Source organism: Terrihabitans aquatilis, from assembly GCF_052542005.1.
The window spans coordinates 1,139,354-1,164,392 of record NZ_JBOCUO010000001.1 but is presented as its reverse complement, the minus strand read 5'-3'; the positions used below and the strand labels follow the sequence as shown (position 1 = coordinate 1,164,392).

At 64.9% G+C, this 25,039-nt stretch carries 25 protein-coding genes and 1 riboswitch; of the genes, 14 read left to right on the top strand and 11 right to left on the bottom strand.

Going from position 1 to position 25,039, the window contains the following annotated elements; all coding sequences use genetic code 11:
- Positions 1-799: 799 nt before the first annotated feature.
- Together ACQ6S1_RS05985 and ACQ6S1_RS05980 are read right to left on the bottom strand one after the other, a co-directional pair.
- Positions 800-1,669 carry a DMT family transporter gene (locus tag ACQ6S1_RS05985; protein ID WP_445040215.1) on the bottom strand — a complete coding sequence of 290 codons (870 nt, stop codon included), beginning with the start codon at positions 1,667-1,669 and terminating at the stop codon, positions 800-802.
- An 81-nt stretch (positions 1,670-1,750) separates the two neighbouring features.
- Positions 1,751-2,527: an ABC transporter ATP-binding protein gene (locus ACQ6S1_RS05980; protein ID WP_445040280.1), complete on the bottom strand. Its 777-nt coding sequence runs from the start codon at positions 2,525-2,527 to the stop codon at positions 1,751-1,753.
- 92 nt (positions 2,528-2,619) lie between these two features.
- Between ACQ6S1_RS05980 and ACQ6S1_RS05975 the strand changes: the two genes are divergently transcribed.
- The 4 genes from ACQ6S1_RS05975 to ACQ6S1_RS05960 all read left to right on the top strand — a co-directional run bounded on the left by ACQ6S1_RS05975 (position 2,620) and on the right by ACQ6S1_RS05960 (position 6,563).
- Positions 2,620-3,273: a pyroglutamyl-peptidase I gene (locus ACQ6S1_RS05975; protein ID WP_445040214.1), complete on the top strand. Its 654-nt coding sequence runs from the start codon at positions 2,620-2,622 to the stop codon at positions 3,271-3,273.
- The gene (locus ACQ6S1_RS05970; RefSeq protein ID WP_445040213.1) at positions 3,270-4,103 is read left to right on the top strand and encodes a creatininase family protein; all 834 of its coding nucleotides are present in this window, start codon (positions 3,270-3,272) and stop codon (positions 4,101-4,103) included. Before ACQ6S1_RS05975 ends, ACQ6S1_RS05970 begins: the two co-directional genes overlap by 4 nt.
- 79 nt (positions 4,104-4,182) lie before the next feature.
- Positions 4,183-5,313: an alpha/beta hydrolase gene (locus tag ACQ6S1_RS05965; RefSeq protein WP_445040212.1), complete on the top strand. Its 1,131-nt coding sequence runs from the start codon at positions 4,183-4,185 to the stop codon at positions 5,311-5,313.
- Positions 5,314-5,504: 191 nt separating this feature from the next.
- Complete coding sequence (locus ACQ6S1_RS05960) at positions 5,505-6,563, top strand: NAD(P)-dependent alcohol dehydrogenase (RefSeq protein WP_445040211.1); 1,059 nt, start codon at positions 5,505-5,507, stop codon at positions 6,561-6,563.
- A gap of 39 nt (positions 6,564-6,602) precedes the next feature.
- On the opposite strand, the gene ACQ6S1_RS05955 is transcribed toward ACQ6S1_RS05960, so the two are convergent.
- Positions 6,603-7,517: a manganese catalase family protein gene (locus tag ACQ6S1_RS05955; protein ID WP_445040210.1), complete on the bottom strand. Its 915-nt coding sequence runs from the start codon at positions 7,515-7,517 to the stop codon at positions 6,603-6,605.
- Positions 7,518-7,649: 132 nt separating this feature from the next.
- Between ACQ6S1_RS05955 and ACQ6S1_RS05950 the strand changes: the two genes are divergently transcribed.
- The 5 genes from ACQ6S1_RS05950 (at position 7,650) to ACQ6S1_RS05930 (ending at position 10,641) form a co-directional block, all read left to right on the top strand.
- A complete protein-coding gene (locus ACQ6S1_RS05950; protein ID WP_445040209.1) occupies positions 7,650-7,895 on the top strand; it encodes a hypothetical protein in 246 nt (81 codons plus the stop codon).
- Positions 7,896-7,937: 42 nt separating this feature from the next.
- Positions 7,938-8,621, top strand: a complete 684-nt coding sequence (locus ACQ6S1_RS05945) for an SOS response-associated peptidase (RefSeq protein WP_445040208.1) — start codon at positions 7,938-7,940, stop codon at positions 8,619-8,621.
- Between the two features lie 15 nt (positions 8,622-8,636).
- The gene (locus ACQ6S1_RS05940; protein ID WP_445040207.1) at positions 8,637-9,425 is read left to right on the top strand and encodes a hypothetical protein; all 789 of its coding nucleotides are present in this window, start codon (positions 8,637-8,639) and stop codon (positions 9,423-9,425) included.
- 84 nt (positions 9,426-9,509) lie between these two features.
- The gene (locus tag ACQ6S1_RS05935; RefSeq protein ID WP_445040206.1) at positions 9,510-9,998 is read left to right on the top strand and encodes a DUF4142 domain-containing protein; all 489 of its coding nucleotides are present in this window, start codon (positions 9,510-9,512) and stop codon (positions 9,996-9,998) included.
- Positions 9,999-10,173: 175 nt separating this feature from the next.
- On the top strand, positions 10,174-10,641 hold the full coding sequence (locus tag ACQ6S1_RS05930) for a TY-Chap domain-containing protein (RefSeq protein WP_445040205.1): 468 nt from the start codon (positions 10,174-10,176) through the stop codon (positions 10,639-10,641).
- A gap of 6 nt (positions 10,642-10,647) precedes the next feature.
- Here the strand turns inward: ACQ6S1_RS05930 and ACQ6S1_RS05925 are convergent, their stop codons facing one another.
- From ACQ6S1_RS05925 to ACQ6S1_RS05915, 3 genes are all read right to left on the bottom strand, one after another.
- The gene (locus tag ACQ6S1_RS05925) at positions 10,648-11,049 is read right to left on the bottom strand and encodes a (R)-mandelonitrile lyase (RefSeq protein WP_445040204.1); all 402 of its coding nucleotides are present in this window, start codon (positions 11,047-11,049) and stop codon (positions 10,648-10,650) included.
- Between the two features lie 68 nt (positions 11,050-11,117).
- Complete coding sequence (thiC, locus tag ACQ6S1_RS05920) at positions 11,118-12,974, bottom strand: phosphomethylpyrimidine synthase ThiC (protein WP_445040279.1); 1,857 nt, start codon at positions 12,972-12,974, stop codon at positions 11,118-11,120.
- A 76-nt stretch (positions 12,975-13,050) separates the two neighbouring features.
- A riboswitch (TPP riboswitch) is annotated at positions 13,051-13,169 on the bottom strand.
- 235 nt (positions 13,170-13,404) lie between these two features.
- Positions 13,405-14,373: a Bug family tripartite tricarboxylate transporter substrate binding protein gene (locus ACQ6S1_RS05915; protein ID WP_445040203.1), complete on the bottom strand. Its 969-nt coding sequence runs from the start codon at positions 14,371-14,373 to the stop codon at positions 13,405-13,407.
- A gap of 285 nt (positions 14,374-14,658) precedes the next feature.
- On the opposite strand from ACQ6S1_RS05915, the gene ACQ6S1_RS05910 reads away from it, so the two are divergent.
- Together ACQ6S1_RS05910 and ACQ6S1_RS05905 are read left to right on the top strand one after the other, a co-directional pair.
- Complete coding sequence (locus tag ACQ6S1_RS05910) at positions 14,659-15,741, top strand: CobW family GTP-binding protein (protein ID WP_445040202.1); 1,083 nt, start codon at positions 14,659-14,661, stop codon at positions 15,739-15,741.
- A gap of 48 nt (positions 15,742-15,789) precedes the next feature.
- On the top strand, positions 15,790-16,797 hold the full coding sequence (locus tag ACQ6S1_RS05905; protein WP_445040201.1) for a WD40 repeat domain-containing protein: 1,008 nt from the start codon (positions 15,790-15,792) through the stop codon (positions 16,795-16,797).
- Here the strand turns inward: ACQ6S1_RS05905 and ACQ6S1_RS05900 are convergent, their stop codons facing one another.
- From ACQ6S1_RS05900 to ACQ6S1_RS05880, 5 genes are all read right to left on the bottom strand, one after another.
- Positions 16,798-17,154, bottom strand: a complete 357-nt coding sequence (locus ACQ6S1_RS05900; RefSeq protein WP_445040278.1) for a response regulator — start codon at positions 17,152-17,154, stop codon at positions 16,798-16,800.
- A 150-nt stretch (positions 17,155-17,304) separates the two neighbouring features.
- On the bottom strand, positions 17,305-18,735 hold the full coding sequence (locus ACQ6S1_RS05895) for a homospermidine synthase (RefSeq protein ID WP_445040200.1): 1,431 nt from the start codon (positions 18,733-18,735) through the stop codon (positions 17,305-17,307).
- Positions 18,736-18,823: 88 nt separating this feature from the next.
- The gene (locus ACQ6S1_RS05890) at positions 18,824-19,372 is read right to left on the bottom strand and encodes a GNAT family N-acetyltransferase (protein ID WP_445040199.1); all 549 of its coding nucleotides are present in this window, start codon (positions 19,370-19,372) and stop codon (positions 18,824-18,826) included.
- A 120-nt stretch (positions 19,373-19,492) separates the two neighbouring features.
- Positions 19,493-20,626: a type III PLP-dependent enzyme gene (locus ACQ6S1_RS05885; RefSeq protein WP_445040198.1), complete on the bottom strand. Its 1,134-nt coding sequence runs from the start codon at positions 20,624-20,626 to the stop codon at positions 19,493-19,495.
- 539 nt (positions 20,627-21,165) lie between these two features.
- Positions 21,166-21,399 (bottom strand): hypothetical protein, encoded by a 234-nt coding sequence (locus ACQ6S1_RS05880; RefSeq protein WP_445040197.1) that lies wholly within the window; start codon positions 21,397-21,399, stop codon positions 21,166-21,168.
- Between the two features lie 93 nt (positions 21,400-21,492).
- On the opposite strand from ACQ6S1_RS05880, the gene ACQ6S1_RS05875 reads away from it, so the two are divergent.
- The 3 genes from ACQ6S1_RS05875 to ACQ6S1_RS05865 are packed head-to-tail and all read left to right on the top strand — an operon-like array spanning position 21,493 to position 24,987.
- Entirely contained in the window at positions 21,493-23,085 is a 1,593-nt protein-coding gene (locus ACQ6S1_RS05875; protein ID WP_445040196.1) for a gamma-glutamyltransferase family protein, read from the top strand.
- Positions 23,063-24,295: an alpha-D-ribose 1-methylphosphonate 5-triphosphate diphosphatase gene (locus ACQ6S1_RS05870; protein WP_445040195.1), complete on the top strand. Its 1,233-nt coding sequence runs from the start codon at positions 23,063-23,065 to the stop codon at positions 24,293-24,295. Before ACQ6S1_RS05875 ends, ACQ6S1_RS05870 begins: the two co-directional genes overlap by 23 nt.
- On the top strand, positions 24,295-24,987 hold the full coding sequence (locus ACQ6S1_RS05865; RefSeq protein WP_445040194.1) for a DUF1045 domain-containing protein: 693 nt from the start codon (positions 24,295-24,297) through the stop codon (positions 24,985-24,987). Before ACQ6S1_RS05870 ends, ACQ6S1_RS05865 begins: the two co-directional genes overlap by 1 nt.
- The last annotated feature ends 52 nt before the right edge of the window (positions 24,988-25,039 follow it).

Here is a 25,039-nt window from a genome sequence, read left to right as displayed (position 1 = left end):
CCCCCGCATGGACATATCCAGCGGGGGTTTTTGCTTTGTAAAACCGGGCAATGCGGAGGGGACGCTGGGGGACCAATCCTGCCCGCCTCCAAAGGCATGGTAAGTTCTGCCTATTTAGGTCAGGTCGCCATTTGATCCTGCAATTCGACCTCTTAGCCAAGAATTGTTCAGAGTTTGATGTCTGAGATCGGCTGCGGGCTCGTCGAATCCGCGCCTAGCCTGCTCGCCTCTCTTCGGCACTTGATAGGCAGGCTGCGACCTCTATCCCGAGATGCATCTTCGGCTGCCTCGACTGCGGAGTTAGTGCTCCGTTCCTTCTGGCATTCTCCCTGTTCTGATCAGACAGCTCGTGACCCGTGCACCTCTCGGTGTCTTACGCTGGCCGGTGCTTGCTGGCGGCCGAAAGTGAGCAATCGCTGCGAAGAAGCCAATTCCGGAGCAGGAGCTTCCCACTTCTAATCGGTTGACCGAGTAAAGACGATGACGTGAACGCGAGTCGCGATTTGCGTGATTTCGGTATTTCACGCGGTTTTCGAACGCTGACGTGGAAGCCGGATTGAAGGCGTTTGCTACGGCATGTTGCCGGTCTCGTCGATTGACCGATCTATTTTGGGGTTGTCTCGGAATGAGACCGTCCGTTCAGAGGTGAGGCGGATTCCTGAGGCTTGGAGACCGGATGGATGGAGTTCCAGATTGTTCGCTTCAGCCCGGTTTCCTCAGGAGAATGAAGGCGGAACGTTTCCGTTCTCCTGATTCGTGCCGGTTGTGTTCATGCACCGGCCCGAACGTTAACAAGGGTTCAGAGAACGGGGTCCGATGGAGCGGCCGGACGGCTGTTGAGCAGGAGATAGAGGCCAGCCACGATGACGATGGCGCCGCCTGCAAGGGTCCAGATATCGGGCACGTCCGCGAAGATGACCCAGCCCCAGAACGACATGAAAGCGAGCTCGAAATAGATGAACGGTGCGAGCACAGGCGCAGGCGCGCGGCCATGGGCGAGCACGAGCAGGAAATGGCCCGTTGCGCCGAGCACACCGGTTAGAATGTGGAGCGCCCAGATCCACGGGCTGGACGGCCATTCCCAGACGAAGGGCATGACCGGGATCAGCACGATGGCGCCAAAGAAGCCGGTGATGACGATGGAGGTGCGTGCGCCGTCATAAGCCGACACGAAGCGTGTGGCGATGTTGTAGAACGCGCCGCACACCGCATTGGCGAAGGCCAGCAGGAAGGCGATCTCGAAGGTGCCGAAGCCCGGCCGCGTGACAACGAGGACGCCGAGAAAGCCGATGGTGATGACGGCAAGCTCGCGGCGACCGACCCATTCGCCGATCAACGGGCCGGCGAAGATCGCGACCAGCAGCGGCGTCGCGAAAGCAATGGTGACCGCCTGATCGAGCTGGAGCACCGACAGCGCCCAGAAATTGAAGATGGTGGTGCCCGCCAGCAGGACTGAGCGGATGAATTGCAGGCCCGGCTTTCGTGTGCGCCAGACGCCCGGCGACGTCCATGGATTGAACAGGATGGACAGGAAAACGGCGTGAAAGACGTAGCGGAGCCACGCGACCTGGAGCGGGTTTTCCTGCTGAGCCAGATATTTGGCCGTCGAATCGAGCAGCGAGAAGGTGACGAGCGCACACAGCATCAGCCCTATGGCGACGCGGCGCATGCGATGGGCCGCCGCCAGATCGGACGGCGAAACGGATGAGGGGGAGGCGGACAATTCGAACCGGGGCAGAGCGGAGGAGGGCTAGGAATGGACCCCGGCCGAGGCTTTGTCGAGGCCGTCGCTGGCATAGGAGCCACGCAATGCGGCGGATATCTCCTGCGCCGCCTCGGCAAAGGGGAGGCTGGTGCGGAAAGCGTCCGTGCGCTGTGCGGGCCCGGGAATGGGGAGATCGACCGTGACGCGACCCGGCCGGGCCGACATGACGGCCACGCGGTCGGAGAGATAGACCGCCTCGAACACCGAATGGGTGACGAAGACGATGGTGCAGCCGAGCTCGCGCCGGATGGCGAGCAATTCGTCGTTGAGGCGGAAGCGGGTGATCTCGTCGAGCGCGGCGAACGGCTCGTCCATCAGGAGCAGGCCCGGGCGAGTGACGAGGGCGCGGGCGATGGAAACGCGCATCTTCATGCCGCCCGACAATTCGCGGGGGCGGGCGCGGCTGAAATCGCGCAGGCCGACAAGATCGAGCGCGGCCTCGACAGCGGGCGCGGCCTCGCGGCGGGAAATGCCCTTGAGACGCAGCGGCAGCCAGACATTGGAGAAGGCGCTGGCCCATTGCATCAAGGTGGGCTCCTGAAAGACATAGCCGATGCCGGGGCGGGAGCCGGTCCGGGCGATCTCTCCGGAATTCGGCTGGTCGAGGCCGGCGAGGAGGCGCAGGGCCGTCGATTTCCCGCAGCCGGACGGGCCGATCAAGCTGAGAAATTCACCGGCTTCCACATTGAGGTCGAAGCCTTCGAGCGCGTGAACGCCGTTGGCGAAACGCTTCGAGATGCGGGACAGACGGACGAGCGACATGGAGCGCACGCTGGCCGCAGGGTGCGGCGCGGTCAAGGGCGATGATGGCAACCCTTGTGCCTGGCGTCGGCACCTCCTAGCGTGCCGGCGCGATGACACTTCTGATAATGGCCTTCGGCCCCTTCGATGGCGGCAGCAATGCCTCGGAGACGCTTCTGCGGGTGCTGGAGCGCGACCTACCCGCGCTGGCCGCCTGGGCGGGCGAAGAGGTGCGCACGCTGCTGCTGCCGGTGGACACGGTGCGTGCGCCCGAGATCCTGGCGGAGGCGATGGGCCCGGACGTTTCGCGTGTGCTGATGATGGGGCAGGCGTCGGGCCGCAACCGCATCGGGCTGGAGCGCTTTGCGCGCAATCGTCGCCATTTCCGCGTTCCGGATTGCGAAGGCCGGATCATCATGGGGCTTCCGGTGATCGAGGGTGGGCCGGATCTCCATGAGGCGAGCTGGCCCGGTTTGGCGCAAACGGCCGATGCGCTGAACGCGGACGGCATTCCGGCGATGGTGTCGGAGGATTGCGGCTCGCATCTCTGCAATCAGGTGCTTTACACCGTGCTGCATGAGGCCGCGACCGCGGGACGAAGCTGCGAGGCGCTGTTCCTGCACCTGCCGCTGTTGCCTGAACAGGTGATCGCGGGGGAGCCGGCGGCGGCGAAGCACGAGGCCTGCGCGTTCATGCCAGTCTCGATGAGCCTTCGGGCCGTGGAAATGATACTGCGCCTGTCGGCGCGGCAGAGGGTGGCGGCATGAAGGGCCCGAGACGGCTTTGGGAAGAGATGGCGTGGGGCGATTTCGGCACGCCGGATGTGGCAGACTGGATCGCCGTGGTGCCGGTGGCCGCCATCGAGCAGCACGGGCCGCATCTGCCGCTGTCCACCGATCTCGTGATCATGGAGGGCTATCTGGCACGTGTGCGGGCACGGGTGCCGGACGGTGTGCCGGCGACGTTCCTGCCAGTGCAGAATGTGGGCCTTTCGCCGGAGCATGAGAGATTTCCGGGCACGCTGACGCTGAGTGCCGAGGCGGCGCTGAAGGTGTGGACCGGCCTTGGGGAGAGCGTGGCGCGGACGGGCGTGCGCAAGATCGTGTTCGTGAGCTCGCACGGCGGCAACAATGCGCTGCTGGACGTGGTGGCGCGGGAACTGCGCCTGCGGCATGGCATGCTGGCCGTGACGACGGCATGGGCGCGGTTCGGCTATCCGGACGGATTGTTCGCGCCTGAGGAAATCGCGCATGGCGTTCATGGCGGGGCGATCGAGACATCGCTGATGCTGGCGTTCCGGCCCGATCTGGTGCGGCATGATCGTATCGCTGATTTCCCTTCGGCCGCGCGCGACATGGAGCGCGACTACACGCATCTGCGCAGCGGCCGGCCGGCCGGGTTCGGCTGGCTGACGCAGGATCTCAATTCCGAAGGCGTGCTGGGCGATGCGCGCGCCGCCAGCACGGAGAAGGGCGAGGCGGCGGCGGAGCACGGGGCGGGGGCCTTCATCGAGCTTTTGCACGACGTGCATCGTTTTCCGCTGGCGAATTTGAAGCCGGGGCCTCTCGACGACGTGATCCCGCCTTCCGGGAATTGAGGAACCGCACCCGAGACGGCGCGTTCGTTCCGGATTCTGCTGGATCTCCGGCGGCACCTTTCGGAAAGAACCCCATTCCATGCGTCGCACCGCACTGAAGCCGGCTTTGCTTGCCGGGGCTATGATGATCCTGCCCGTCGCGGCGCTCGCCCAGACCCCGCCGCCCGCCGAGCCGACTCTGAAGGACCGTGTCGACCAGACGGTTGCGACCGTGACCGGCAGCCCGATGGCCAATCTCGACATCGACATGAAGCGCGTCGTCGACGAGCTTGCGGAACTCGGTCCCGAGCCCATCGTGGGGGATATGAGCGCGGATGAGGCGCGCAAGCAGCCGAGCGTGGCTGACGCCGCGAAATCGCTGATGCGCAAGAACGGCATGAGCGATGCGCCTGAGACGGGCGTGACCACCGAAGACGTCAATTACGAGGGTGCGGCCGGCCCTGTGCCCGCCCGCATCTACAAGCCGGAAGGCGCCGGCGGCACGCTGCCCGTGGTGCTGTATTTCCATGGCGGCGGCTGGGTGATCGCCGATCTCGATACCTATGATGCCAGCGCGCGGGCGCTTGCCAAGCAGACCGGCGCCATCGTGGTGTCGGCCCATTACCGCCAGGCGCCGGAAAACAAATTCCCCGCGCAGCACGAGGACGCCGTCGCCGCCTACAAATGGGTGCTGGCGAATGCGAAGAATTGGGGCGGCGATCCCGCCAAGGTGGCCTTGGCCGGCGAGAGCGCGGGCGGCAACCTTGCCATCAACGTGGCGCTGGCCGCGCGCGACCAGAAGCTGCAGGCCCCTGTTGCGCAGGCGCTGATCTACCCCGTGGCCGGCATCAATGTGGAGACGGAATCCTACGAGGCGAATGAGGCCTCGCAGCCGCTGAACAAGCCGATGATGGAATGGTTCGTGAAGCAGAGCATCAAGAGCGATGCCGACAAGGCCGATCCGCGCCTCGACCTCGTGGGCAAGGCGGATGTGGCCGGCCTGCCGCCGACCATCATCGTGACGGCCGAGATCGACCCGCTTCGCACCGAGGGCATGGAACTGGCCCGGAAGCTGAAGGAGGCCGGCGTGCCGGTGACTGAGAAGGATTATGCCGGCGTGACGCATGAATTTTTCGGCCTGGGCGCGCTGGTGGCGGATGCCAAGGACGCGCAGGCGGCCGTGGCCGCGGAGCTGAAGAAAGGCTTCGAAGGCGGCAAGCCCGCGCAGTAAAGCCCCGCCGGGTTTCCCCCGGAGCAGGCCTTGAGGCCCCGGCAACCGTCTGGTTGTCGGGGCTTTTGCTTTTCAGAAGACGCGTGCGTGGCGCTGCACAAAGGATGGGCAGGTGGTTTCGCCAGCATTGTTGCAACCTAAGTAAGGCGGGACGGGAGCTCGGCTCCCTTCTCCAGACGCGGAAGATTTGCATGACGACCAAAGCCTATGCCGCCCAGTCGCCCACGGCGCCGCTTGCGCCGTTCACTCTCGATCGCCGCGCGCCCGGCCCGAAGGATGTGGCGATCGACATCCTGTTCTGCGGCGTCTGCCATTCCGACCTCCACACCGTGCGCGGCGAATGGCCGGGCATTCATTTCCCCAGCGTGCCGGGGCACGAGATCGTCGGCCGCGTGACGCAGGTGGGCGGCGAAGTTTCTAAGGTGGCGGTCGGCGATATCGTCGGCGTGGGCTGCATGGTGGACAGCTGCCGCTCGTGCATTTCGTGCGACGATGGCCTTGAGCAATATTGCGAGTGCGGCTTCATCGGCACCTATAACGGCAACGTCTTCGGCGGCTCGGAAAACACGTTCGGCGGCTATTCCGCCGATATCGTGGTGGACCAGGATTTCGTGCTGAAGATCCGTCATCAGACGAGCGATCTCGCGGCGGTGGCGCCCCTGCTGTGCGCGGGCATCACCACCTGGAGCCCGCTGCGGCACTGGAAGGTGGGGCCCGGCCAGAAGGTGGGCGTGGTGGGCCTCGGCGGGCTGGGCCATATGGGCGTGAAGCTCGCGGCCGCGCTCGGGGCCGAGGTGACGATGTTCACCTCCTCGCCGAACAAGAAGGACGACGCCACCAAGCTCGGCGCGCACCACGTGGTGGTTTCGCGCGATGCCGACGCCATGGCGGCGGAGGCCGGCAAATATGATTTCATCCTCAATTCGGTGGCCGCGCCGCACAATCTCGACCCGTTCCTCGCAGCCCTGAAGCGCGACGGCACGATGTGCATGCTGGGCGTGCCCTCCGAGCCGCATCCCTCGCCGAGCGTGTTCAACCTCGTGTTCCGCCGCCGGCAGCTGGCCGGATCCCTGATCGGCGGCATCGCGGAAACGCAGGAGATGCTGGATTTCTGCGCCGAGCACGGCATCACCTCCGAGATCGAGATGATCGCCATGCAGGACATCGAGACGGCCTATGCGCGCATGCTGAAGAGCGACGTCAAATATCGCTTCGTCATCGACATGCAGACGCTGAAGGACGCGGCGTAAGACGAAAATGGCGGAGGGCCGAAGCCCTCCGCCACACGATCAACGCGAGGCTTTATAGAGCTTCGCGGCGATCTCGTAGAATTCTTCCGGGGCGTAATCCGGCGCGAACGCCGAGGGCGTGCCTTCGAGGTCGGGGATCTTGCCGCCATCCGGCATGCCCTCGACCACTTCCAGCTCGCCCGGCGGGTCGCCCGGCAGGGCCATCTCGCCATTGCCCCAGATGCCGGCCATTTCCTTGTAATCGCCAGGGCTGAAATTATAGAGCCGGCGGTGCGAGCCCTCGGCCAGATATTTCTGGCTTTCGGGGATGCGGTCGAGGTTGATGTTCGGCGTCGGCAGCATCTTCTCGATGTCGACGCCGGTCAGCTTCTTCAGCGCCAAAGCATAAGCGTGGGCGTGCACGCCGCCGCGCACCAGAAGATAGCCGCAGACCTCACGGCCCGTCGGCTCCGTCATGGTTTCATACACGCGCAGCTTGTGAAGACGCGCGCCGCATTCCAGATGGAAATTGTGCAGCAGGTCGAAGATGACGTTTCCGGTCGTGGTCACGAAATCCATGTTCCACGAGGCGCCGTTCGAATTCATCGGCATGGCGCCGCCGCCATTCGACATGAACGAGGCCGCGAGGCGGATGTCCTGCATGTCGGCGAAGGGGGCATCGCTGATGTCGACGTTCTCCGTGGGATCGCCGGGGCCGTTGTTGAGCATGGCCACGCCCGAGCTGACGAGCTCGACATGGCCGAGCTCTTCCGCGGTGATAGCGGCGACGAGGCTGTAGAAGGGTTTCAGCTTGGTCTTGCTGCGGAAGTTGAAGCTCTGGAACATGTAGTTCCCGAGCGTGGACATCTCTCCGTATTTGCCGCCGAGCAATTCCTGCAGCGCGGCGGCTGCGTTGGGATTCGGAGCCTTGGGTATGGGCAGCTCCGTCTGCAGCTTGTCTAAGCGCATGAACATGGCGTCACCTCTCTGGGTTGGACCTGGCTCAACCGATGGGCGAGTGCGTTGTTCCGGTTCGGCTCAAACTCGGCATCGACGTCCGGAACCGGACAGGGTGTCCGCGCGTAAAGCGTGAAAGGAGAGAGCGCGATGACCAATCCGACCAAGACGCCGACGAGCCATGGCCAGACGGGCGACAGCCCTGCCAATCCGGTGCCCGAGCACGAGAGCTATGGCGGCCGCGACGAGGTGGGCGGCGGCGCGGCCGGGCGTGGCAACGACACGGGCAGCACGGTGGACACCGGAAAGGAATGGGCCGCGGGCGAGGAGCCGACGCGCGACGAAGACCGCCCTGTGTACAAGAAGGAAGAGACGAAGAACCCGTTTTCTCCGTGAGACAGCGCGGCCCGCGCCTTGTAAACCGGCGCGGGCCCGCCGATGCTTTCCGCCATGTGCGGACGTGTCGTTCAAGCCTTGCCGCCCGAACAGGTGCGGCGGCTTTTCAAAGTGTCGCGCGGCGAGCGCTTCAACGTGCCGCCGCGCTGGAACGGCGCGCCGACCGACCGCCTGATGGTGGTGCGGCGCGACCCCGCGAGCGGCGAGAACAGCCTCGATCTCATCCGCTGGGGGCTGGTGCCGCATTTCGCCCGCGACATGAAGATAGGCGCAAGCCTCATCAACGCCCGCTGCGAGAGCGTGGCCATCAAGGCGGCCTTTCGCGGCGCCTGGGCGAAGAACCGCCGCTGCCTCATCCCCATCGACGGCTTCTACGAATGGCGGCGCGAGGGGAAGACCAAGCAGCCCTATGCCATCGCCCTGAAGGACGGCACGCCGATGGCTCTGGCCGGGCTGTGGGAGAACTGGAAAGACCCCGCGACGGGCGAATGGACGCGCACCTTCACCGTGCTGACCACCGAGCCAAACAGCCTGATCGCGCCCTTCCACGACCGCATGCCGGTGATCGTTCCGATCGAGGATCAGGAGCGCTGGCTGGCGGGCGACGACGCGACGGACCTGCTGTGCCCGCTGCCGGCGGAATTGCTGGAGATTTGGGCGGTTTCGGTGGCGGTGAATAAGGTTGGGGTTGAGGGGGTGGAGTTGTGGGGACGTCTAAATCAATAATGATTGGGAGGCTTGATGAAGGTCGTTCTAGGTATTTTCGAAATGAAAAGCCGTGCAGGCCTTTTTGTTCCGAAGGTGAACGTTCGTACACCGCGGTTGGATGATACAGGAAGTATCGTGATATCGGCAGGAGGAACAAGACTCTACACGTCACACGTTCCCTCTGCTCAGCCAATTGACCTTTTAGATCATAGTGCAAAAAGTCGATGGATCGTCGATCGATTTACAGCGGCATTGTTTATGGCGAAAGGAGGTTTATTTGAAGCTAACCTCAAAGGGTCGGTCCTTATTGAAGCTGCTAGCAGCTCCAATATGATAACTGACCTTGATCTTGAAGATTATGCTCCACAGATAGAACGGATACATGCGAAATTTGAACACGATGAACTGAGAAAGTGGATATCGCTGATTTTATATAATCCAGGGCTTCGCAGAGCAATCGAAGATCTGATGTTCTCTCTACTTCATCCCAGAGAGGCGTTTATATTTATTTATAGAGCTTTTGAATGGTTAGAAGATGGAATGAACATTTCGAAAAAGGAAATGGCAGATGATCTAGAGGTGGACTTGAAGCACTTTAAGTCACTGGGACAACTAGCTAACGTTGGAACAGGTGTGCGACATGCCAACAAACACGGAAAAAAACTTGTAGCTGACCCTATGACCTATGGATCTTGGACTTGCGCCCTTCTTCAAGAAATAGATTTTGCAGTTTCACGCATAACAAAAGATCATAAAAGGCTTAGTCAAGACGAGGTGAGCACACTAGTTTCATCAAGCATGACAGTGACTCCTTACTCTTAAGATAAATTCTGTTACACGCTATTAGCAGGCGGAACACCCCACCACCCTCAACGGTTGTCCTCCCACCAAACGGGAGGAACCCCAATGAACAAGTTCGTTATCGCCGCTAGCTTTGCGGCGCTTACGCTCGGCACCGCCGCGCATGCGCAGGACAAGACCGGGCCGGATCATGTGTTCGTCACAAAGGCGGCGAACTCGAATATGTTCGAGATCGAATCCAGCAAGATCGCGGTGCAGAAGGCGCAGAATGCCGAGGTGAAGAGCTTCGCGCAGCAGATGGTCACCGACCACACCAAGGCCGGGCAGGAGATGATGGCGGTGGCGCCGGATGCTCCCAAGGAGCTGGACGCAACCCACAAGACCATGGTGGAAAAGCTGAGCGACACCGATGCCGCGAAGTTCGACGCGGCTTACGTCGATGCGCAGGTGAAGGCGCACGACGAGGCGGTGGCGCTGTTCACGAAATACAGCGACGAGGCGAAGGACGCGAAGCTCAAGGATTTCGCCGCGAAGACGCTGCCGACGCTGAAAGAGCATCAGGAGCACATCAAGAAGATCGACAAGGCGATGTGAGGCGGCATCTCCGGCCGGCATGTTTGACGCCGGATCGGGAGACAGCGGTAAAAGGCCGGCGCGAAAACGCCGGCCTTTCTTATGCTATCCCCTTGCCGGGATGCGGTGCCGGGGGCGGGCGATGGGCGGCAGATGGTTTGGGTCGGTTGCGCTGGCGGCGATGGCAGGTATTGGCATGGCCGCGGCGAGCCCGCAGAATGATTTCGTCGATGCGCACCGCTGCGACATTGCCGGCCGTCTCGCCTCCATCTTCGAGGTGACGGCGGATCGGGACCGCTTCCTCGTCCTGTCCTTGCTGCCGCCCGAGCATGGCTATGTGCAGTGTCTGTTCCAGGGCCAGCATGTTCTTTGCGAGGCGGAATCCGGCGTGTGGACGGCGAAGCCGGGAGAGGCCCCGTCCTTCCGGGTGAGCGAAGCTGGCCTTGTGGCGCTCCGCCGCCTCGGCTTCGATGGCGATGGGGACGAGGGGAATTACCGGCAACGAATCGAGGCCGACCGGACCCCGGATTTCGAGGCGCTGGCCGATCTGATGCTGAAGGCGCTTCGCGACGGCTACGGGGCCTCGCTGAACTCGGAGGTGGAGATCAACGCCCCCTTCGCCGCCGGGGAATATCGGCCCGCGCGCGAGTGCTTGCTGGGCTGACGGCGATCAGCCGCCGGCGCGGTAATCTTCGACGGCCACCTCTTCCAGCCAGTCGGCGGCGCTGCCGTCTTGCGCTTCCTGGATGGCGATGTGCGTCATGGCGCTGTCGGCACTGGCGCCGTGCCAGTGCTTTTCTCCCGGCGGAAACCACACCACGTCTCCGGGCTGGATTTCCTCGACCGGGCCGCCTTCGCGCTGCGCCCAGCCGGTGCCTTCGGTGACGATGATAGTCTGGCCGAGCGGGTGGGTGTGCCAGAAGGTGCGGGCGCCGGGCTCGAAACGGACGTTGGCGGCGCGCACGCGGGCCGGCTGCGGCGCTTCGACCAAATTTTCGACGCGGACCTTGCCGGTGAAGTAATCGGCCGGGCCGGGATTGGCCGGGCGGGTGCCGTTGCGGGTGATGTCCATGACGATCTCCGATGTGTCGTCGCCATCATGTAGGCGAGGCCGGCGTGTGAACCAGCCTCGCCGAACGTTCAGCCCAGAGCAGTGTTGCTTTCCTTCACCGCGTCTTCCGCCACATAGACCTGGCCGCCGAGGGAGAGGAATTTCTCGCTCATGGCGTCCATGCCTTCCTGTTTTTCGTTCAACGTAGCGGCGTAGTCCCTCACATCCTGCGTGATCTTCATCGAGCAGAATTTCGGGCCGCACATGGAGCAGAAATGCGCGACCTTGTGCGCTTCCTTCGGCAAGGTCTCGTCGTGGAATTCGCGCGCGGTGTCCGGGTCGAGGCCGATGTTGAACTGGTCTTCCCAGCGGAAATCGAACCGGGCCTTCGACAAGGCGTCGTCGCGGAGCTGCGCGGCGGGGTGGCCCTTGGCGAGATCGGCGGCGTGGGCGGCGATCTTGTAGGTGATGACGCCTGTCTTCACGTCGGCCTTGTTGGGCAGGCCGAGATGCTCCTTCGGCGTGACGTAGCAGAGCATGGCGCAGCCGAACCAGCCGATCATGGCCGCGCCGATGCCAGACGTGATGTGATCGTAGCCCGGTGCGATGTCGGTGGTGAGCGGACCGAGCGTGTAGAACGGGGCTTCGCCGCATTCCTTCAGCTGCTTGTCCATGTTGATCTTGATCTTGTGCATCGGCACGTGGCCGGGGCCCTCGATCATGACCTGGCAGCCCTTCTGCCACGCGATCTGCGTGAGCTCGCCGAGCGTCTCCAGCTCCGCGAACTGGGCGCGGTCGTTGGCGTCGTAAATGGAGCCGGGGCGCAGGCCATCGCCCAGCGAGAACGAGACGTCGTATTTGCGCATGAGATCGCAGATCTCGTCGAAGCGCTCATACAGGAAGCTCTCGTGGTGATGGGCGAGGCACCATTTGGCCATGATGGAGCCGCCGCGCGAGACGATGCCCGTCATGCGGCTGGCCGTCAGCGGCACGTAGGGCAGGCGCACGCCGGCGTGGATGGTGAAGTAATCGACGCCCTGTTCGCACTGCTCGATGAGGGTGTCCTTGTAGACCTCCCAATCGAGCTTGACCGGATCGCCGCCGACCTTTTCCAGCGCCTGGTAGATCGGCACCGTGCCGATCGGCACCGGCGAATTGCGGATGATCCAGTCGCGCGTGTTGTGGATGTTGCGGCCGGTGGAGAGATCCATCACCGTGTCCGCGCCCCAGCGGATGGCCCAGACGAGCTTCTCCACTTCCTCGGCCACCGAGGAGGAGACGGCGGAATTGCCGATGTTCGCGTTGATCTTCACCAGGAAATTGCGGCCGATGATCATCGGCTCCAGTTCCGGATGGTTGATGTTGGAGGGGATGATGGCGCGGCCGCGGGCGATCTCGTCGCGCACGAATTCCGGCGTGATGTGGGCGGGCAACGCGGCGCCGAAGCTCTCGCCGTCCGACAAGGCCGCATCGGCGCGCTCGAGAGCCTGCTGGCGACCGAGGTTCTCGCGCTCGGCGACGTAGATCATCTCCCTCGTGATGATGCCGGCGCGGGCGAATTCGAACTGCGTGACCGGCGCGTCGCCTTCGCCGCGCAGGGGCTGGTGCTGGAGCGGGAAGGCGCGGGCGAGGTGGCTCTCGCCGACATTGCCGTTGTCCTCCGGCTTGATGAGACGCCCGTCATAGGCCGCGATGCCGCCGCGCTGGCGCACCCAGTCCGTGCGGGTGCGGGGCAGGCCCTTTTCAAGATCGATCTGCACGGCAGGGTCGGTGTAGGGGCCGGACGTGTCGTAGACGCGGACCGCCGGCTCGGCCGGATCGGTCAGCGTGATCTCGCGCACCGGCACCCGCAGATCGGGCGCACGCGTGCTCTCCATGTAGACCTTGCGCGAGGCGGGCAGCGGGCCGGTGGTGATTTCGGCGGACGAAAAATCCGCGGGAAGGATGGGCTTGTTCACAGAGGATCTCCTCGCCTGTTGGAGATCCGGAATGAGCGAGGAGGAGCAGCGCAGACGCCACGGAATGGTGGCGTTGACCCGTCCCTTCGCCGGCATGACCCGGATCAGGTTCAAAGGGTCACCGCGCTGCCGGAACGGCCGTCGGTATCTCAGCCCCTTGTCGGGACCCCCCTCGGTTTTTTGCGAGGCGGAGGGTGGGACAGTTTAGAGCGTTCGTCAACTGGCGGTGCCCGACATGGGCATCCGCTCCTTTGCGGGGGACGTTGATACGCACGGTGCCATGGGGCGGTGCGGAAGCTTTCCCAGGGGCTGAGCGCGAAGCGCGATGCGCTGGACGCGCAGAAAAAGGTCGCGTTCTCCACCGATGTGGACGGGGGAACGAGCGGGCGGCGGATGCTGGAACCCGCCGCCCAGGTCGTCACTCGATCTTGGCGCCCGATTGCTTGACGATGGGCGCCCATTTGGCGAGCTCGGTCTTGACGTGCTTGGCCAGTTCTTCCGGGGTCGAGGTCACGACCGTGGCACTGAATTCGGCGAGCCGGGCCTTTGTTCTCTCGTCGCTGATGGCCTTGTTGGCGGCGGCATTGAGCCTGGCCACGACCTCCGGCGGCGTGCCGGCCGGGGCGAACAGGGCGTTCCACGTATAGGTCTCGTAGCCGGGCAGGGCCTCGGCCATGGCCGGCATGTCCGGGAAGACCGGTGCGCGATCCTTGGTGGTGACCGCGAGGCCCTTGAGCTTGCCCGTCTTGATGTGCTCGGTGGAGGAGGGGAGATTGTCGAAGATGATCGGGATCTGCCCCGCCAGCACGTCGATCAGCGCCGGGCCCGAGCCCTTGTAGGGCACGTGGACGACATCCACCCCGGCCATTGCCTTGAAGAGCTCGCCCGACAGATGCAGCGGCGTGCCGTTGCCCGAGGAGGCGTAGCTGTATTTGCCGGGGTCCTTCTTCAGAAGCTCGATCAATTCCTGAACGGTGTTGGCCGGCACCGAGGGGCTGACCGCCATCACGTTCGGCACTGTGACGAGCAGCGAGACGGGCGCGAAATCCTTCTCCGGATCGTACGGGATCTTGGTGTAGATCAAGGGGTTGAGGGCATGGGTGGCGACCGTGCCCATGAGGATGGTGTATCCGTCCGGATCGGACTTGGCGACGGCCGCCGAGCCGAGATTGCCGCCCGCGCCGCCGCGATTGTCGACGACGACGCTCTGGCCGAGTTCCTCGCCCATGCGCTGGGCGACGAGACGGCCGACGAGGTCGGTCGAGCCGCCGGCGGCAAAGGGGATGATGAGGGTGATGGGACGGGTGGGAAATTCCTGCGCCGCCGCCGGTGCGACGTACGCGGCCAGGGCGGTGAGACAGGCAAGAGCGGGCGCGAGCAGGCGCATGGGCAGTTTCCTCCGGAATGGCGACGTTGTGTTTGTTATGTCGCTCTGGTTGCATTGTGCCGAAGCCGGAGGGCTAAGCAAGTCAAAGAGTTAGGCAGCTTGCCCCCGGAGCGGCCAAATAATATAACGTTCGAGATGTGGTCGGAGGCAGAGGCTGGCCGATGGCCGACGGGGCTTTCATCGCTCCGGATCGCGCCAATATAAGCAGCGCTGGCGATGCCCCGCCGCGCCGTCCAGATTTACATCCGGCGAGCCCTCGATCGGCCCCGCCATCCGGAGTTTTCGATGTCCGACAAGATCCCCGTCACCGTCCTCACCGGCTATCTGGGCGCGGGCAAGACCACGCTGCTGAATCGCATCCTGACCGAGCAGCACGGCAAGCGCTACGCCGTCATCGTCAACGAATTCGGCGAGATCGGCATCGACAACGAACTCGTTGTGGGCGCGGACGAAGAAGTGTTCGAGATGAACAATGGCTGCATCTGCTGCACGGTGCGGGGCGATCTGATCCGCATCATCGAAGGGCTGATGAAGCGGCGCGGCAAGTTCGACGCGATCATCGTGGAAACCACGGGGCTGGCCGATCCGGCACCCGTGGCGCAGACCTTCTTCATCGACCAGGAGGTGCAGGAACAGGCGCGCCTCGACGCGGTGGTGACGGTGGCCGACGCGAAATGGCTGCTGGACCGGTTGAAGGACGCGCCCGAGGCCAAGAACCAGATCGCCTTTGCCGACGTGATCCTGCTGAACAAGACCGACCTCGTGGACGAAGCGGGGCTTCAGGAGGTGGAAGCCCGCATCCGGGGGCTGAACCCCTATGCGCGCGTGATCCGCACCGTGAAATCCAACGTGCCCCTGAACGAGGTGCTGGACCGAGGCGCGTTCGACCTGCAGCGCGTGCTGGAGATCGAGCCGGCCTTCCTCGAGGACGAGGGGCATCATCACCACCACGACCATCACGAGCACGGCCCCGATTGCGGCTGCGGGCATGACCATGACCACCATGACCACGGACACGACCATGCTCATGACCACGGGCATTCGCATGGCGGGCTGAAGCATTACCACGACGAGCACATGCAATCGGTGGCGTTCAGCATTCCGGGCGATGTCGATCCCGACAAATTCCTGCCCTGGGTGCAGGATCTGGCGCAGCGCGAGGGGCAGAATTTCCTGCGCTGGAAGGGCATCCTTGCCTTCAAGAACGAGCCGCGCCGCTTCGTCTTCCAGGGCGTGCACATGATTCTGGACGGTGACCTGCAGCGCGAATGGAAGCCCGACGAGACGCGGCAGTCCAAGCTGGTGTTCATCGGCCGCGATCTCGACACCGAGCGGCTGCGCGAGGGCTTCGAGGCCTGCGCGGCCTGAGGGGTTCTCCCTCTTCCATCGCGTGCGACGAGGGGCTAAATGGCCCCTATGTCTGCTGCCGATAGCCTTTCCAGCTTCATCGTTCCCGTCGCCGCCGAGGCGCATGTCAGTGCCGTGGGGTTCCTCGGCGACACGGCCGCCTTCGCGCTCGGCGACGGCACGATCGTCCTTGCCCGCGACGGGGTTGAAAACCGGGTGCCGGCGCACCCCGACGGCGCGGTGCTGGTGGCCGCCTTCGACGGGCGGGCGATCTATACCGGCGGGGATGATGGCCGGCTGGTGCGCACCGATGCCGACGGCACGATGGAAGAGATCGCCGATACCGGCGGGCAATGGATCGACGCGCTGGCCCTGGGCCCCGACAACGCGGTCGCATGGTCGGCCGGGCGCAAGGTGCGGGTGCGCGACGGCAAGGGCGCGGTGTTCGGCCTGGAGCTCACATCCACCGCGCGCGGCCTGACCTTTGCCGCCAAGGGTTTCCAGCTCATCATCGCGCGTTATGACGGGGCGAGCCTGTGGTTCCCGCGGTCCAACGCGCCATTGAAGGACCTGACCTGGAAAGGCTCGCACATCGGCATCACGGCGTCGGCCGACGGGCGTTTCGTGGTGTCGACCATGCAGGAGAACGCGCTGCACGGCTGGCGGCTGGCCGACGGCGCGCATATGCGCATGTCCGGCTATCCGGCGAAGACGCGCTCGGTGTCGTGGTCGCCGGATGGCAAATGGCTGGCGACGAGCGGCGCGGATGCGGCGATCGTCTGGCCGTTCGTCACCAAGGACGGGCCGATGGGCAAGCCGCCTCTGGAACTGGCAGTGCGGCAGTCACGCGTGGAGCAGGTGGCGTTCCACCCTCGCGCGCCGGTGCTGGCGGTGGGTTATCTCGACGGTTGCATTTTGCTGGCGAAGATGGACGACGACGCCCAGGAATTGCTGGTGCGCCCCGCGCTGGACGGCGGGCCGGTTACGGCGCTGGGGTGGGACCGGATGGGGACGCGGCTGGCATTCGGCACGCGCGATGGCGCGGCCGGTGTGTTGCCCCTGCCGAAATTAACCTGATCAGGCGAGCGCCCGGGCCAGCGCTTCGCCCAGCGCGTCGGGGCTGAACGGCTTCTGCACCACGGGACGCCCCTCGTGCGGTGCGTCGATGTCCATATCGCCATAGCCCGAGACGAAGATGAACGGGATGCCGCGTTTCGCCAGAAGGTCGGCGACGGGGAAGACGCGCGCGCCGGCCAGATTGACGTCGAGCAACGCTGCATCGAAATTGCCCTGCTCGGCGGCTTCCACCGCTGCGGCGAGCCGCGTCGCGGGGCCGATCACGGTGCAGCCGAAATCTTCCAGAATGTCCGTGACGAGCATGGAGACAAGCATTTCGTCTTCCACGACGAGGATGCGCCGTCCGGAAAGGTCCACCTCGCTCAATGGTGCGTCCTGTACTATCTGGGGTTGTGTCGCCTGCATCGCGTCTTCGGCGCTCCCGGCCGGTCAAGGTTGCCGGAAGCGCCAATCTTACTGATTCCGGTTCTAAGGAAGTGCCACCGAAATCATGTGTTTTTTAAGGTTTCAGTGAACAAGCACGTTTCGGAACTGCCAGGGATCGCTCTCGTCGATGTCCTCCGGGAACAGGCCGGGGCGGCCCTCCAGCGGGGTCCAGTCGGTGTAATAGCCCTTCATTGGCCCGAGATAGGGGCGCTGGATTTCGAGGCAGCGGCGGAAATCCATCTCGTCGGCCTCGACGATGCCCTCGTTCGGGTTTTCCAGCGCCCAGACCATGCCGGCCAGAACCGACGAGGTGACCTGAAGGCCGGTCGCGCTCTGATAGGGCGCGAGCGTGCGTGTTTCCTCGAGCGAGAGCTGCGAGCCGAACCAATAGGCGTTCTTCGAATGGCCGTAGAGCAGGACGCCGAGTTCGTCGATGCCGTCGACAAGCTCGTCCTCGTCAAGGACGTGCAGCTTGTCCTGCTGCTTGCCGGCGCGGCCCCAGACCTCATGCCACGACAGGATGGCGTCGTCGCACGGGTGATAGGCGTAATGGCAGGTGGGCCGGTAGGTGACCTCGCCGTCCTCCTTCACCGTGAAATAATCGGCGATGGAGATCGCTTCATTGTGGGTGACGAGGAAGCCGAGTTGCTCGCCGAGCGTCGGGCACCATGTGCGCACGCGCGTGTCGGCGCCGGCCTGCATAAGATAGATGCCGGGGGCCGAGGGGTCGTCATGGCTGCGGGCGGTGTCGGGCTTCCATTTCTCATGCGTGCCCCAGCCGAGTTCGGAGGGCTGAAGACCTTCCGAGATGAAGCCCTCGACCGACCAGGTGTTGAGGAAGACGTTGAAGGGCTTGGGATCCTTCGTGCGCTGGGTGTCGCGCTCGGCGATGTGAATGCCCTTGACGCCGATCTGGCGCATCAAGGCGGCCCATTCCTCGCGCGTGGTCGGGTCCGGCGCGTTGAGGTTCATGTCGCGGGCGATGTTGAGCGCGGCTTCCTTGACGAAGAAGGAGACCATGCCCGGATTCGCGCCGCAGCAGGACACCGCGGTGGTGCCGCCCGGATTGCGCCGTTTGGCGTCGAGCGTGATGTTGCGGAGCGCATAGTTCGAGCGCTCGCCGGGGCCCTTGGTGTCGTCGAAATAGAAGCCGAGCCAAGGCTCGTTGACGGTGTCGATGTAGAGCACGCCGAGCTCGCGGCACAGCTCCATGATGTCGACCGAGCCGGTATCGACCGAGAGGTTGACGCAGAAGCCCTGGCCCTCGCCCTTGGTGAGGAGAGGCGTCAGAAGCTCGCGGTAGTTTTCACGCGTGACGTATTCCTGGATGAGCGGAATGCCGCGCTCGTCGAGGATGTGCTTGTTGAGGTCGCTCGGGTCGATGACCGACAGGCGATCCTTGTCGAAGGTGAAATGACGCTCGATCAACGGCAGGGTACCGCGCCCGATCGACCCGAAGCCGATCATCACAACAGGTCCAGAAATGTGTCCGTAAACCGGCCAATCCACCATTCTTTCCACTCCATATCTGAGAACGCACGCGATTATACCCGCCCGGCATGACGCCGGGCGGACATGAGGTCAACCCTTTCGAGGAAGGTTAAGCGGCTTCGCGGATGTCGGCGGGCCACAGGGCCGGAGCGACGACGGGAGCCGCAATACCCGTCGGGTTCACGAGGCCGGCCGCGCCGTCGAGGCTTCCGGCGCGCAGCTCGCACGCCAGAAAGCGGTGGCGCTCATAGGGGCCGGGCATCCAAAGACGGTCGGTGAGGGCGGCGCTGAAGCCGAACCGCTCGTAATAGGGCGCATCGCCCACGAGCAGCACCGAACCATGGCCCAGCGCTTCAGCGCGACCAAGCGCCTCACGCATCAGCCGGCCGCCGAGTCCGCAGGATTGCCGGCTTGCCGAGATGGCAAGCGGGCCGAGCAGAAGGGCTGCGCGGCGCGGACCGGCACTGACGTTCCACAGGCGGACCGTGCCGACCATCTCGCCATCCTCTTCCGCGACGAGGGCAAGGCCCTCGGCCGGAAGACGGCCCTCGCGCAGGCGTTCCGACGTCTTGCGGAAGCGGCCTTCGCCGAACGCCGCGTGGAGCAGGGCTTCGCGGGCGGGGATGTCGAAAATGGTCTCGTGGCGAATGATGGTCATGGCCGGGCTCCTCCCACATCATGGGGTTAGCGCAGCCCTCGCACCCGCTGTGCGGGCCGTCCGGAACTGGGGGTTTCAAAGAGAACGATGGCGTCCGCCGGAGGGTTCCGGCGGGGCCGATCAGATGACGATGGTCTCGAGCGGCGGGAAGCCGTTGAAGCCGGCCGCCGAATAGGTCGTCGTGTAGGCGCCGGTGGCCTCGATCATGACGAGGTCGCCGATCTCCAGGCTGACGGGCAGGAGGTAGGGCTCCTTTTCGTACAGCACGTCCGCCGAATCGCAGGTCGGGCCGGCGAGCACGCAGGGCACCATGTCCGCGCCCTCATGGCGGGTGCGGATGGGATAGCGGATCGCCTCGTCCATGGTCTCGGCCAGGCCGCCGAACTTGCCGATGTCGAGATAGACCCAGCGGGTCTCGTCCTCGGCGTCCGACTTCTTCGAGATCAGCACCACTTCGGCCTGGATCATGCCGGCATTGCCGACCATGCCGCGGCCCGGCTCGATGATGGTCTCGGGCAGACGGTTGCCGAAGTGCTTGCGCAGCGCCTCGAAGATGGCCGAGCCGTAGCTCTGCACGCCCGGGATCTCCTTGAGATAACGGGTGGGGAAGCCGCCGCCGAGATTGACCATCGACAGGTGGATGCCGCGCTCGGCGCACTCACGGAAGATCGTGGCCGCAGAGGAGAGGGCGCCGTCCCACATGGCCGGATCGCGCTGCTGCGAGCCGACGTGGAAGGACACGCCATGCGCGGTGAGGCCGAGGCGATGGGCGTGCTCCAGCACGTCGACCGCCATTTCCGGCACGCAGCCGAACTTGCGCGACAGCGGCCATTCCGCGCCCGCGCCATCGCACAGGATACGGCAGAACACACGGGCGCCCGGAGCGGCGCGGGAGATCTTCTCGACCTCTTCGCGGCAATCGACGGCGAACAGCTCGACGCCCAGGCGGAAGGCTTCCGCGACGTCACGCTCTTTCTTGATGGTGTTGCCGAAGGAGATGCGGTCGGCGGTGGCGCCGGCGGACAGCACCTGACGGATCTCGGCAACCGACGCGCAGTCGAAGCACGAGCCGAGATCGGCGAGCAGGCGCAGCACTTCCGGCTGCGGGTTGGCCTTCACCGCATAGAACACGCGGGTGTCCGGCAGGGAGCGGGCGAAGGCGGTGTAGTTTTCGCGCACGACGTCGAGATCGACCACGAGGACGGGACCTTCGTGACGTCGGGAAGCGAGGAAGTTCTTGATGCGATCGGTCATATTGGGATCCACCCGTTCACGCTGTTTGGCTCTGCGATGAAGCGGTCCGATCCGAGGGGCGGTGGAGACGCCTCGGTCGTCAGGCTGCATCGCTGCCGGCTCCGTGGAACCGGCGGCTCGTGTTCGCGCCGTGGCATGAAAGAAACCCAAGCGGGTGCCGCATGGATCCATCAGGCCAACGATTGGATGGGAAATCCCGTCCGCACGCCTCGGCAAAGAAGTAGTTGCCTCTTCAGTGTCACCGGCCTTTGGAGAGCCGGCAGAGACCAAAAAAGCCCTCTACGTCGTTGCTTTAAGCTGCGTCCGCCAGCAGAGCGCTGACTTAGATCCGGTTTTGCTTTCCGGACACCGGTCGCCCAGACGGGGTTTCCGTCCGACCGGCACGCCGCCACAGGCACGTGCGAAATTGGGCAAGCGCGGAGATAAGTGCTTCGCCCGTCATACACAAGTGGTTTTTCGGCAACATTCGGGATTTTGCGAATGCGGTGTTCTGCCGAACCGAAATCGTATGACGGAAGAGTTCGAAAATTCGGCCGCGGTCAGGCCTTCGTGACGAAGGGCTCGCGGATCCTGGCGACGCGGAAGAACGAGAAGGTGAGGTAGAGCGCAAGGGCGCCGCCCAGGGCTTCGAGGACCCAAGCGCCTATCTCACCGAGACCGAACATGCCCGCGAGCGCCCAGCCGCCGGCAATGCCGGCCACCAATAATTCCACCGCGACGAGGATCGTCGCCGACACGACGGTGATGGTGTGGGTCCAGTTCATGCGGGCCATGGATGCTTTCCTTCCGCGCGGGTTCTAGCACAGACCGCCGAAAGATGAAGCCAGTGCTTGCACGGTGGCGGGCGCGTGGTCTTAATCACGGCCATGCAAAATCCCGCCTTTTCCGATCGCGGCGTCGTCGCCGCTCCCCACAGCCTTGCCGTCGAGACGGGCCGATCCATCCTCGCCGAGGGCGGCAACGCCTGGGAGGCGATGCTGGCGATGGCGGCGACCATCGCCGTGACCTATCCGCATATGAACGGCATCGGCGGGGACGGCTTCTGGGTGGTGCGCGAGCCCGATGGGACGATGGTCTATATCGAGGCGTGCGGACCTGCGGGATCGGGCGCGACCATCGCGGCCTATCAGGACAAGGGCTACGGCGCGATGCCGGAGCGCGGGCCGCTCTCGGCCGCGACGGTGCCCGGCGCTGTGGCCGGTTGGGCTCGGGCGCTGGAGGCCGCGCGCCGCACGGGTGGCCGGCTGCCGGTGGACGTGTTGCTGAGCGACGCCATCGGCCACGCCCGCTCGGGCTTTGCCGTGTCGCGCGGGCAGGGGCAGATGGTGCCGCAACGGGCCGACGAGCTCCATGCCGCGCCGGGCTTCGCGGATGTCTTCATGACCGGCGGCAAGACCCATGAAGAGGGCGAGCTGCTGGTGCAATCGGCGCTGGCGGACACGCTCGACCATCTGGTGCGTGCGGGCTTCGATGATTTCTACCGCGGCGATATCGGCCGCGAGATGGCGACCGATCTGGCGCGCATCGGCAGCCCCGTCACGCGCGAGGATCTGGCCCGGCACGAGGCGCGTTTCGGCAAGCCGCTGCAGGCCGATCTGAAATTCGGCACCGTGTGGAACGCGCCGCCGCCGACGCAGGGGCTGGCGGCGCTGATGATTCTGGGCATTGCGGAGCGGCTCGATCTGGGCCGCGCCGAAAGCGCGGATTTCGTGCACGGCCTGGTGGAGGCGACGAAGCGGGCTTTCCTGGTGCGCGACCGGGTGATCACCGATCCGCGCCATATGGACGAGGACCCGAAGAGCTTCCTGACGCCGGAATCGCTGCTGGCCGAAGCCGCCGCCGTGAAACGCGACCGGGCGCTGCCCTGGCCCGCGCCTGTGGCGCCGGGCGATACGGTGTGGCTGGGCGCGATCGACGCGCAGGGCCGCACGGTGAGCTACATCCAGAGCCTGTATTGGGAATGGGGCTCGGGCTGCGTGCTGCCCGCGACGGGCGTGCTGTGGCTGAACCGGGGCGCCGGCTTCAGCCTCGACCCGCGCGCATTGAACCCGCTGGAGCCGGGCCGGCTGCCCTTCCACACATTGAACCCGCCGATTGCGGCGATGAAGGATGGCCGCGTCATCACTTATGGCTCGCAGGGCGGCGACGGCCAGCCGCAGACGCAGGCCGAGATCTTCGTGCGACACGCGGCCTTCGGTGCAAGCGTGGAGGAGGCGGTGAGCGCACCGCGCTGGCGGCTGGGGCGCGGCTGGGGCCAGGCATCGACGACGCTGAAGCTGGAGGACGGCTTCGACGGCGCGGTGGTGGACGAGCTTGCGCGGCGTGGACACGATGTCGAAATGCTGGGCGCCCGCTTCAGCCAGGACACCGGCCATGGCGGCATGATCGTGCGTTATCCGGACGGGCGGATCGAGGGCATGCACGATCCGCGCGCCGATGGCGGCGCGCTGGGCGCGTGAGACGCCGCCGCATCGTCGCAATTCTGGCATCGGGCGCTGCTATGCGAAGCGCCTCGGAGAAAGCCGCTTCCGTATGACCATCCTGACCAATGCCCGCCTCGTGACCGAAGACGGCGTGGTGCCCGGCACCATCGTCTATTCGGAGGAGGGAATCGAAGACGTTCAGCCCGGCCTGAGCGGCCTGCCGGGCGCGATCGACGCCGAGGGCGATATCGTCGCGCCCGGGCTGATCGAATGCCACACCGACAATCTGGAACGCCATTTCGTGCCACGCCCCGGCGTGATCTGGCCGAATCCGCTGGCGGCGCTGCTGGCGCACGATTCGCAGATCGCCGCGTCGGGCATCACCAGCGTGTACGACGCGGTGTGCGTGGGCGGCTATGACGACGGCAAGGATTACCGGCCGAAGATATTGGCGAATGTGATCGGCGCGGTGGCGGGCGCGACGGCGGATGGGCTGCTGCGCGTCGATCATCGCCTGCATCTGCGCTGCGAGACCACCGATCCCGGCATGATGGCGCGTCTGGAGATGGCGGCCGAGCCGTCCATCGTGGCGCTGGCTTCGCTGATGGACCACACGCCCGGCCAGCGGCAATGGCGCGATCTGCGCCTCTATCGCCGGTTCGTGGAGGGCGAGGGGCGTGGTGCGGATGAGGTGGATGCCATCATCGCCAATCAGATCTCCGAGGGCAGCGCGGCGGCGCGGGTGAATTTCGGCCGGGCGGCCGCCTTCTTCCACGAGCGCGGCATCCCCATCGCCAGCCATGACGACACCACGCCGGACCATGTGGCGGAGGCCATCGCGGTGGGATGCACGATCTCTGAATTTCCGACCACGGAGGAGGCGGCGCGCGCTGCGCAGGCGGCCGGAATGATGAATGTGGGCGGCGCGCCGAACGTGACGCGTGGCGGCTCGCATTCCGGCGGCGTGGCGGTGGGGGCGCTGGCGGCGTCCGGGCTGATCGACGTGCTGTCCTCCGATTATGTGCCGGCGAGCCTGTTGCAGGCGGTGCAGAAGCTCGCGTCCGGCCACGACATGCCCCTGCACCGGGCCCTGGGGCTGGTGACGTGGCGGGCGGCCGACATGCTGGGACTGAAGGATCGCGGCCGCCTGAAGCCGGGATTGCGGGCGGACCTTCTGCGCTTCCGGATCGTGGCGGACACGCCCCTGGTGCGCGAAGTGGCGGTGCAGGGGAGGCGGGTGTTCTGATGGCGCGTTACGCGATCTATTTCGCGCCGGAGCGCGACACGAAATTGTGGGCGTTCGGCTGCCGGGTTCTCGGGCGCGATCCCGAGACGGGAGAGGATTTTCCGCTGTCGCCGCCCGAAGGTGTGACAGGCGAGGACTGGCGGGATTTCACCGCATCCGCACGGCGCTACGGCTTCCACGCCACGCTGAAGGCGCCGTTCTCCCTGGCCGAAGGGTGCAGCGAAGCGGATCTCGAGCGCGCGATGAGCCGGTTCGGCCGTGAGCATGCGGCCTTCGAGGTTTCGGCGCTGACGGCGAGGGCGCATGGCGATTACGTCGCGCTTCTGCTGTCGGAGGCCGATGCGCGCGTGCAGGCGCTGGGCGCGGCCTGCGTCTCGGCGTTCGATGATTTTCGAGCGCCGATGCGACCGGACGAGCGGGCCAAGCGGCTTAAAGGCAATCCGAGCCAGAGCGAGCGGCAGAACCTGGACCGCTGGGGCTATCCCTATGTGTTCGGGGCGTTCGTTTTTCACATGACGCTGGCCGGGCCTCTCCCGAAGGAGAAAGCGGGCGCCGTGCTGGACGGGCTTGCGGCGGATTACGGGAGCAGCGTCGGGAACGAGCCGGTGCGCTTCGCCTCGCTCAGCCTGTATCGCGAGCCGGAGGCGGGTTCGCCCTTCCGGCTGGTCTCGCGCCATAGACTGGAAGGCTGACCTGCCTTGCTGATGCCGTGTTCTGCCACCATCGCTCATATCGGTCTTTGCT

Excerpts from the sequence above, each read along its gene's own strand:
- ACQ6S1_RS05985 (WP_445040215.1), bottom strand. The coding sequence starts at position 1,669 with ATGCGCCGCGTCGCCATAGGGCTGATGCTGTGTGCGCTCGTCACCTTC.
- ACQ6S1_RS05980 (WP_445040280.1), bottom strand. The coding sequence starts at position 2,527 with ATGTCGCTCGTCCGTCTGTCCCGCATCTCGAAGCGTTTCGCCAACGGC.
- ACQ6S1_RS05975 (WP_445040214.1), top strand. The coding sequence starts at position 2,620 with ATGACACTTCTGATAATGGCCTTCGGCCCCTTCGATGGCGGCAGCAAT.
- ACQ6S1_RS05970 (WP_445040213.1), top strand. The coding sequence starts at position 3,270 with ATGAAGGGCCCGAGACGGCTTTGGGAAGAGATGGCGTGGGGCGATTTC.
- ACQ6S1_RS05965 (WP_445040212.1), top strand. The coding sequence starts at position 4,183 with ATGCGTCGCACCGCACTGAAGCCGGCTTTGCTTGCCGGGGCTATGATG.
- ACQ6S1_RS05960 (WP_445040211.1), top strand. The coding sequence starts at position 5,505 with ATGACGACCAAAGCCTATGCCGCCCAGTCGCCCACGGCGCCGCTTGCG.
- ACQ6S1_RS05955 (WP_445040210.1), bottom strand. The coding sequence starts at position 7,517 with ATGTTCATGCGCTTAGACAAGCTGCAGACGGAGCTGCCCATACCCAAG.
- ACQ6S1_RS05950 (WP_445040209.1), top strand. The coding sequence starts at position 7,650 with ATGACCAATCCGACCAAGACGCCGACGAGCCATGGCCAGACGGGCGAC.
- ACQ6S1_RS05945 (WP_445040208.1), top strand. The coding sequence starts at position 7,938 with ATGCTTTCCGCCATGTGCGGACGTGTCGTTCAAGCCTTGCCGCCCGAA.
- ACQ6S1_RS05940 (WP_445040207.1), top strand. The coding sequence starts at position 8,637 with ATGAAGGTCGTTCTAGGTATTTTCGAAATGAAAAGCCGTGCAGGCCTT.
- ACQ6S1_RS05935 (WP_445040206.1), top strand. The coding sequence starts at position 9,510 with ATGAACAAGTTCGTTATCGCCGCTAGCTTTGCGGCGCTTACGCTCGGC.
- ACQ6S1_RS05930 (WP_445040205.1), top strand. The coding sequence starts at position 10,174 with ATGGCCGCGGCGAGCCCGCAGAATGATTTCGTCGATGCGCACCGCTGC.
- ACQ6S1_RS05925 (WP_445040204.1), bottom strand. The coding sequence starts at position 11,049 with ATGGACATCACCCGCAACGGCACCCGCCCGGCCAATCCCGGCCCGGCC.
- ACQ6S1_RS05915 (WP_445040203.1), bottom strand. The coding sequence starts at position 14,373 with ATGCGCCTGCTCGCGCCCGCTCTTGCCTGTCTCACCGCCCTGGCCGCG.
- ACQ6S1_RS05910 (WP_445040202.1), top strand. The coding sequence starts at position 14,659 with ATGTCCGACAAGATCCCCGTCACCGTCCTCACCGGCTATCTGGGCGCG.
- ACQ6S1_RS05905 (WP_445040201.1), top strand. The coding sequence starts at position 15,790 with ATGTCTGCTGCCGATAGCCTTTCCAGCTTCATCGTTCCCGTCGCCGCC.
- ACQ6S1_RS05895 (WP_445040200.1), bottom strand. The coding sequence starts at position 18,735 with ATGGTGGATTGGCCGGTTTACGGACACATTTCTGGACCTGTTGTGATG.
- ACQ6S1_RS05890 (WP_445040199.1), bottom strand. The coding sequence starts at position 19,372 with ATGACCATCATTCGCCACGAGACCATTTTCGACATCCCCGCCCGCGAA.
- ACQ6S1_RS05885 (WP_445040198.1), bottom strand. The coding sequence starts at position 20,626 with ATGACCGATCGCATCAAGAACTTCCTCGCTTCCCGACGTCACGAAGGT.
- ACQ6S1_RS05880 (WP_445040197.1), bottom strand. The coding sequence starts at position 21,399 with ATGGCCCGCATGAACTGGACCCACACCATCACCGTCGTGTCGGCGACG.
- ACQ6S1_RS05875 (WP_445040196.1), top strand. The coding sequence starts at position 21,493 with ATGCAAAATCCCGCCTTTTCCGATCGCGGCGTCGTCGCCGCTCCCCAC.
- ACQ6S1_RS05870 (WP_445040195.1), top strand. The coding sequence starts at position 23,063 with ATGGCGGCGCGCTGGGCGCGTGAGACGCCGCCGCATCGTCGCAATTCT.
- ACQ6S1_RS05865 (WP_445040194.1), top strand. The coding sequence starts at position 24,295 with ATGGCGCGTTACGCGATCTATTTCGCGCCGGAGCGCGACACGAAATTG.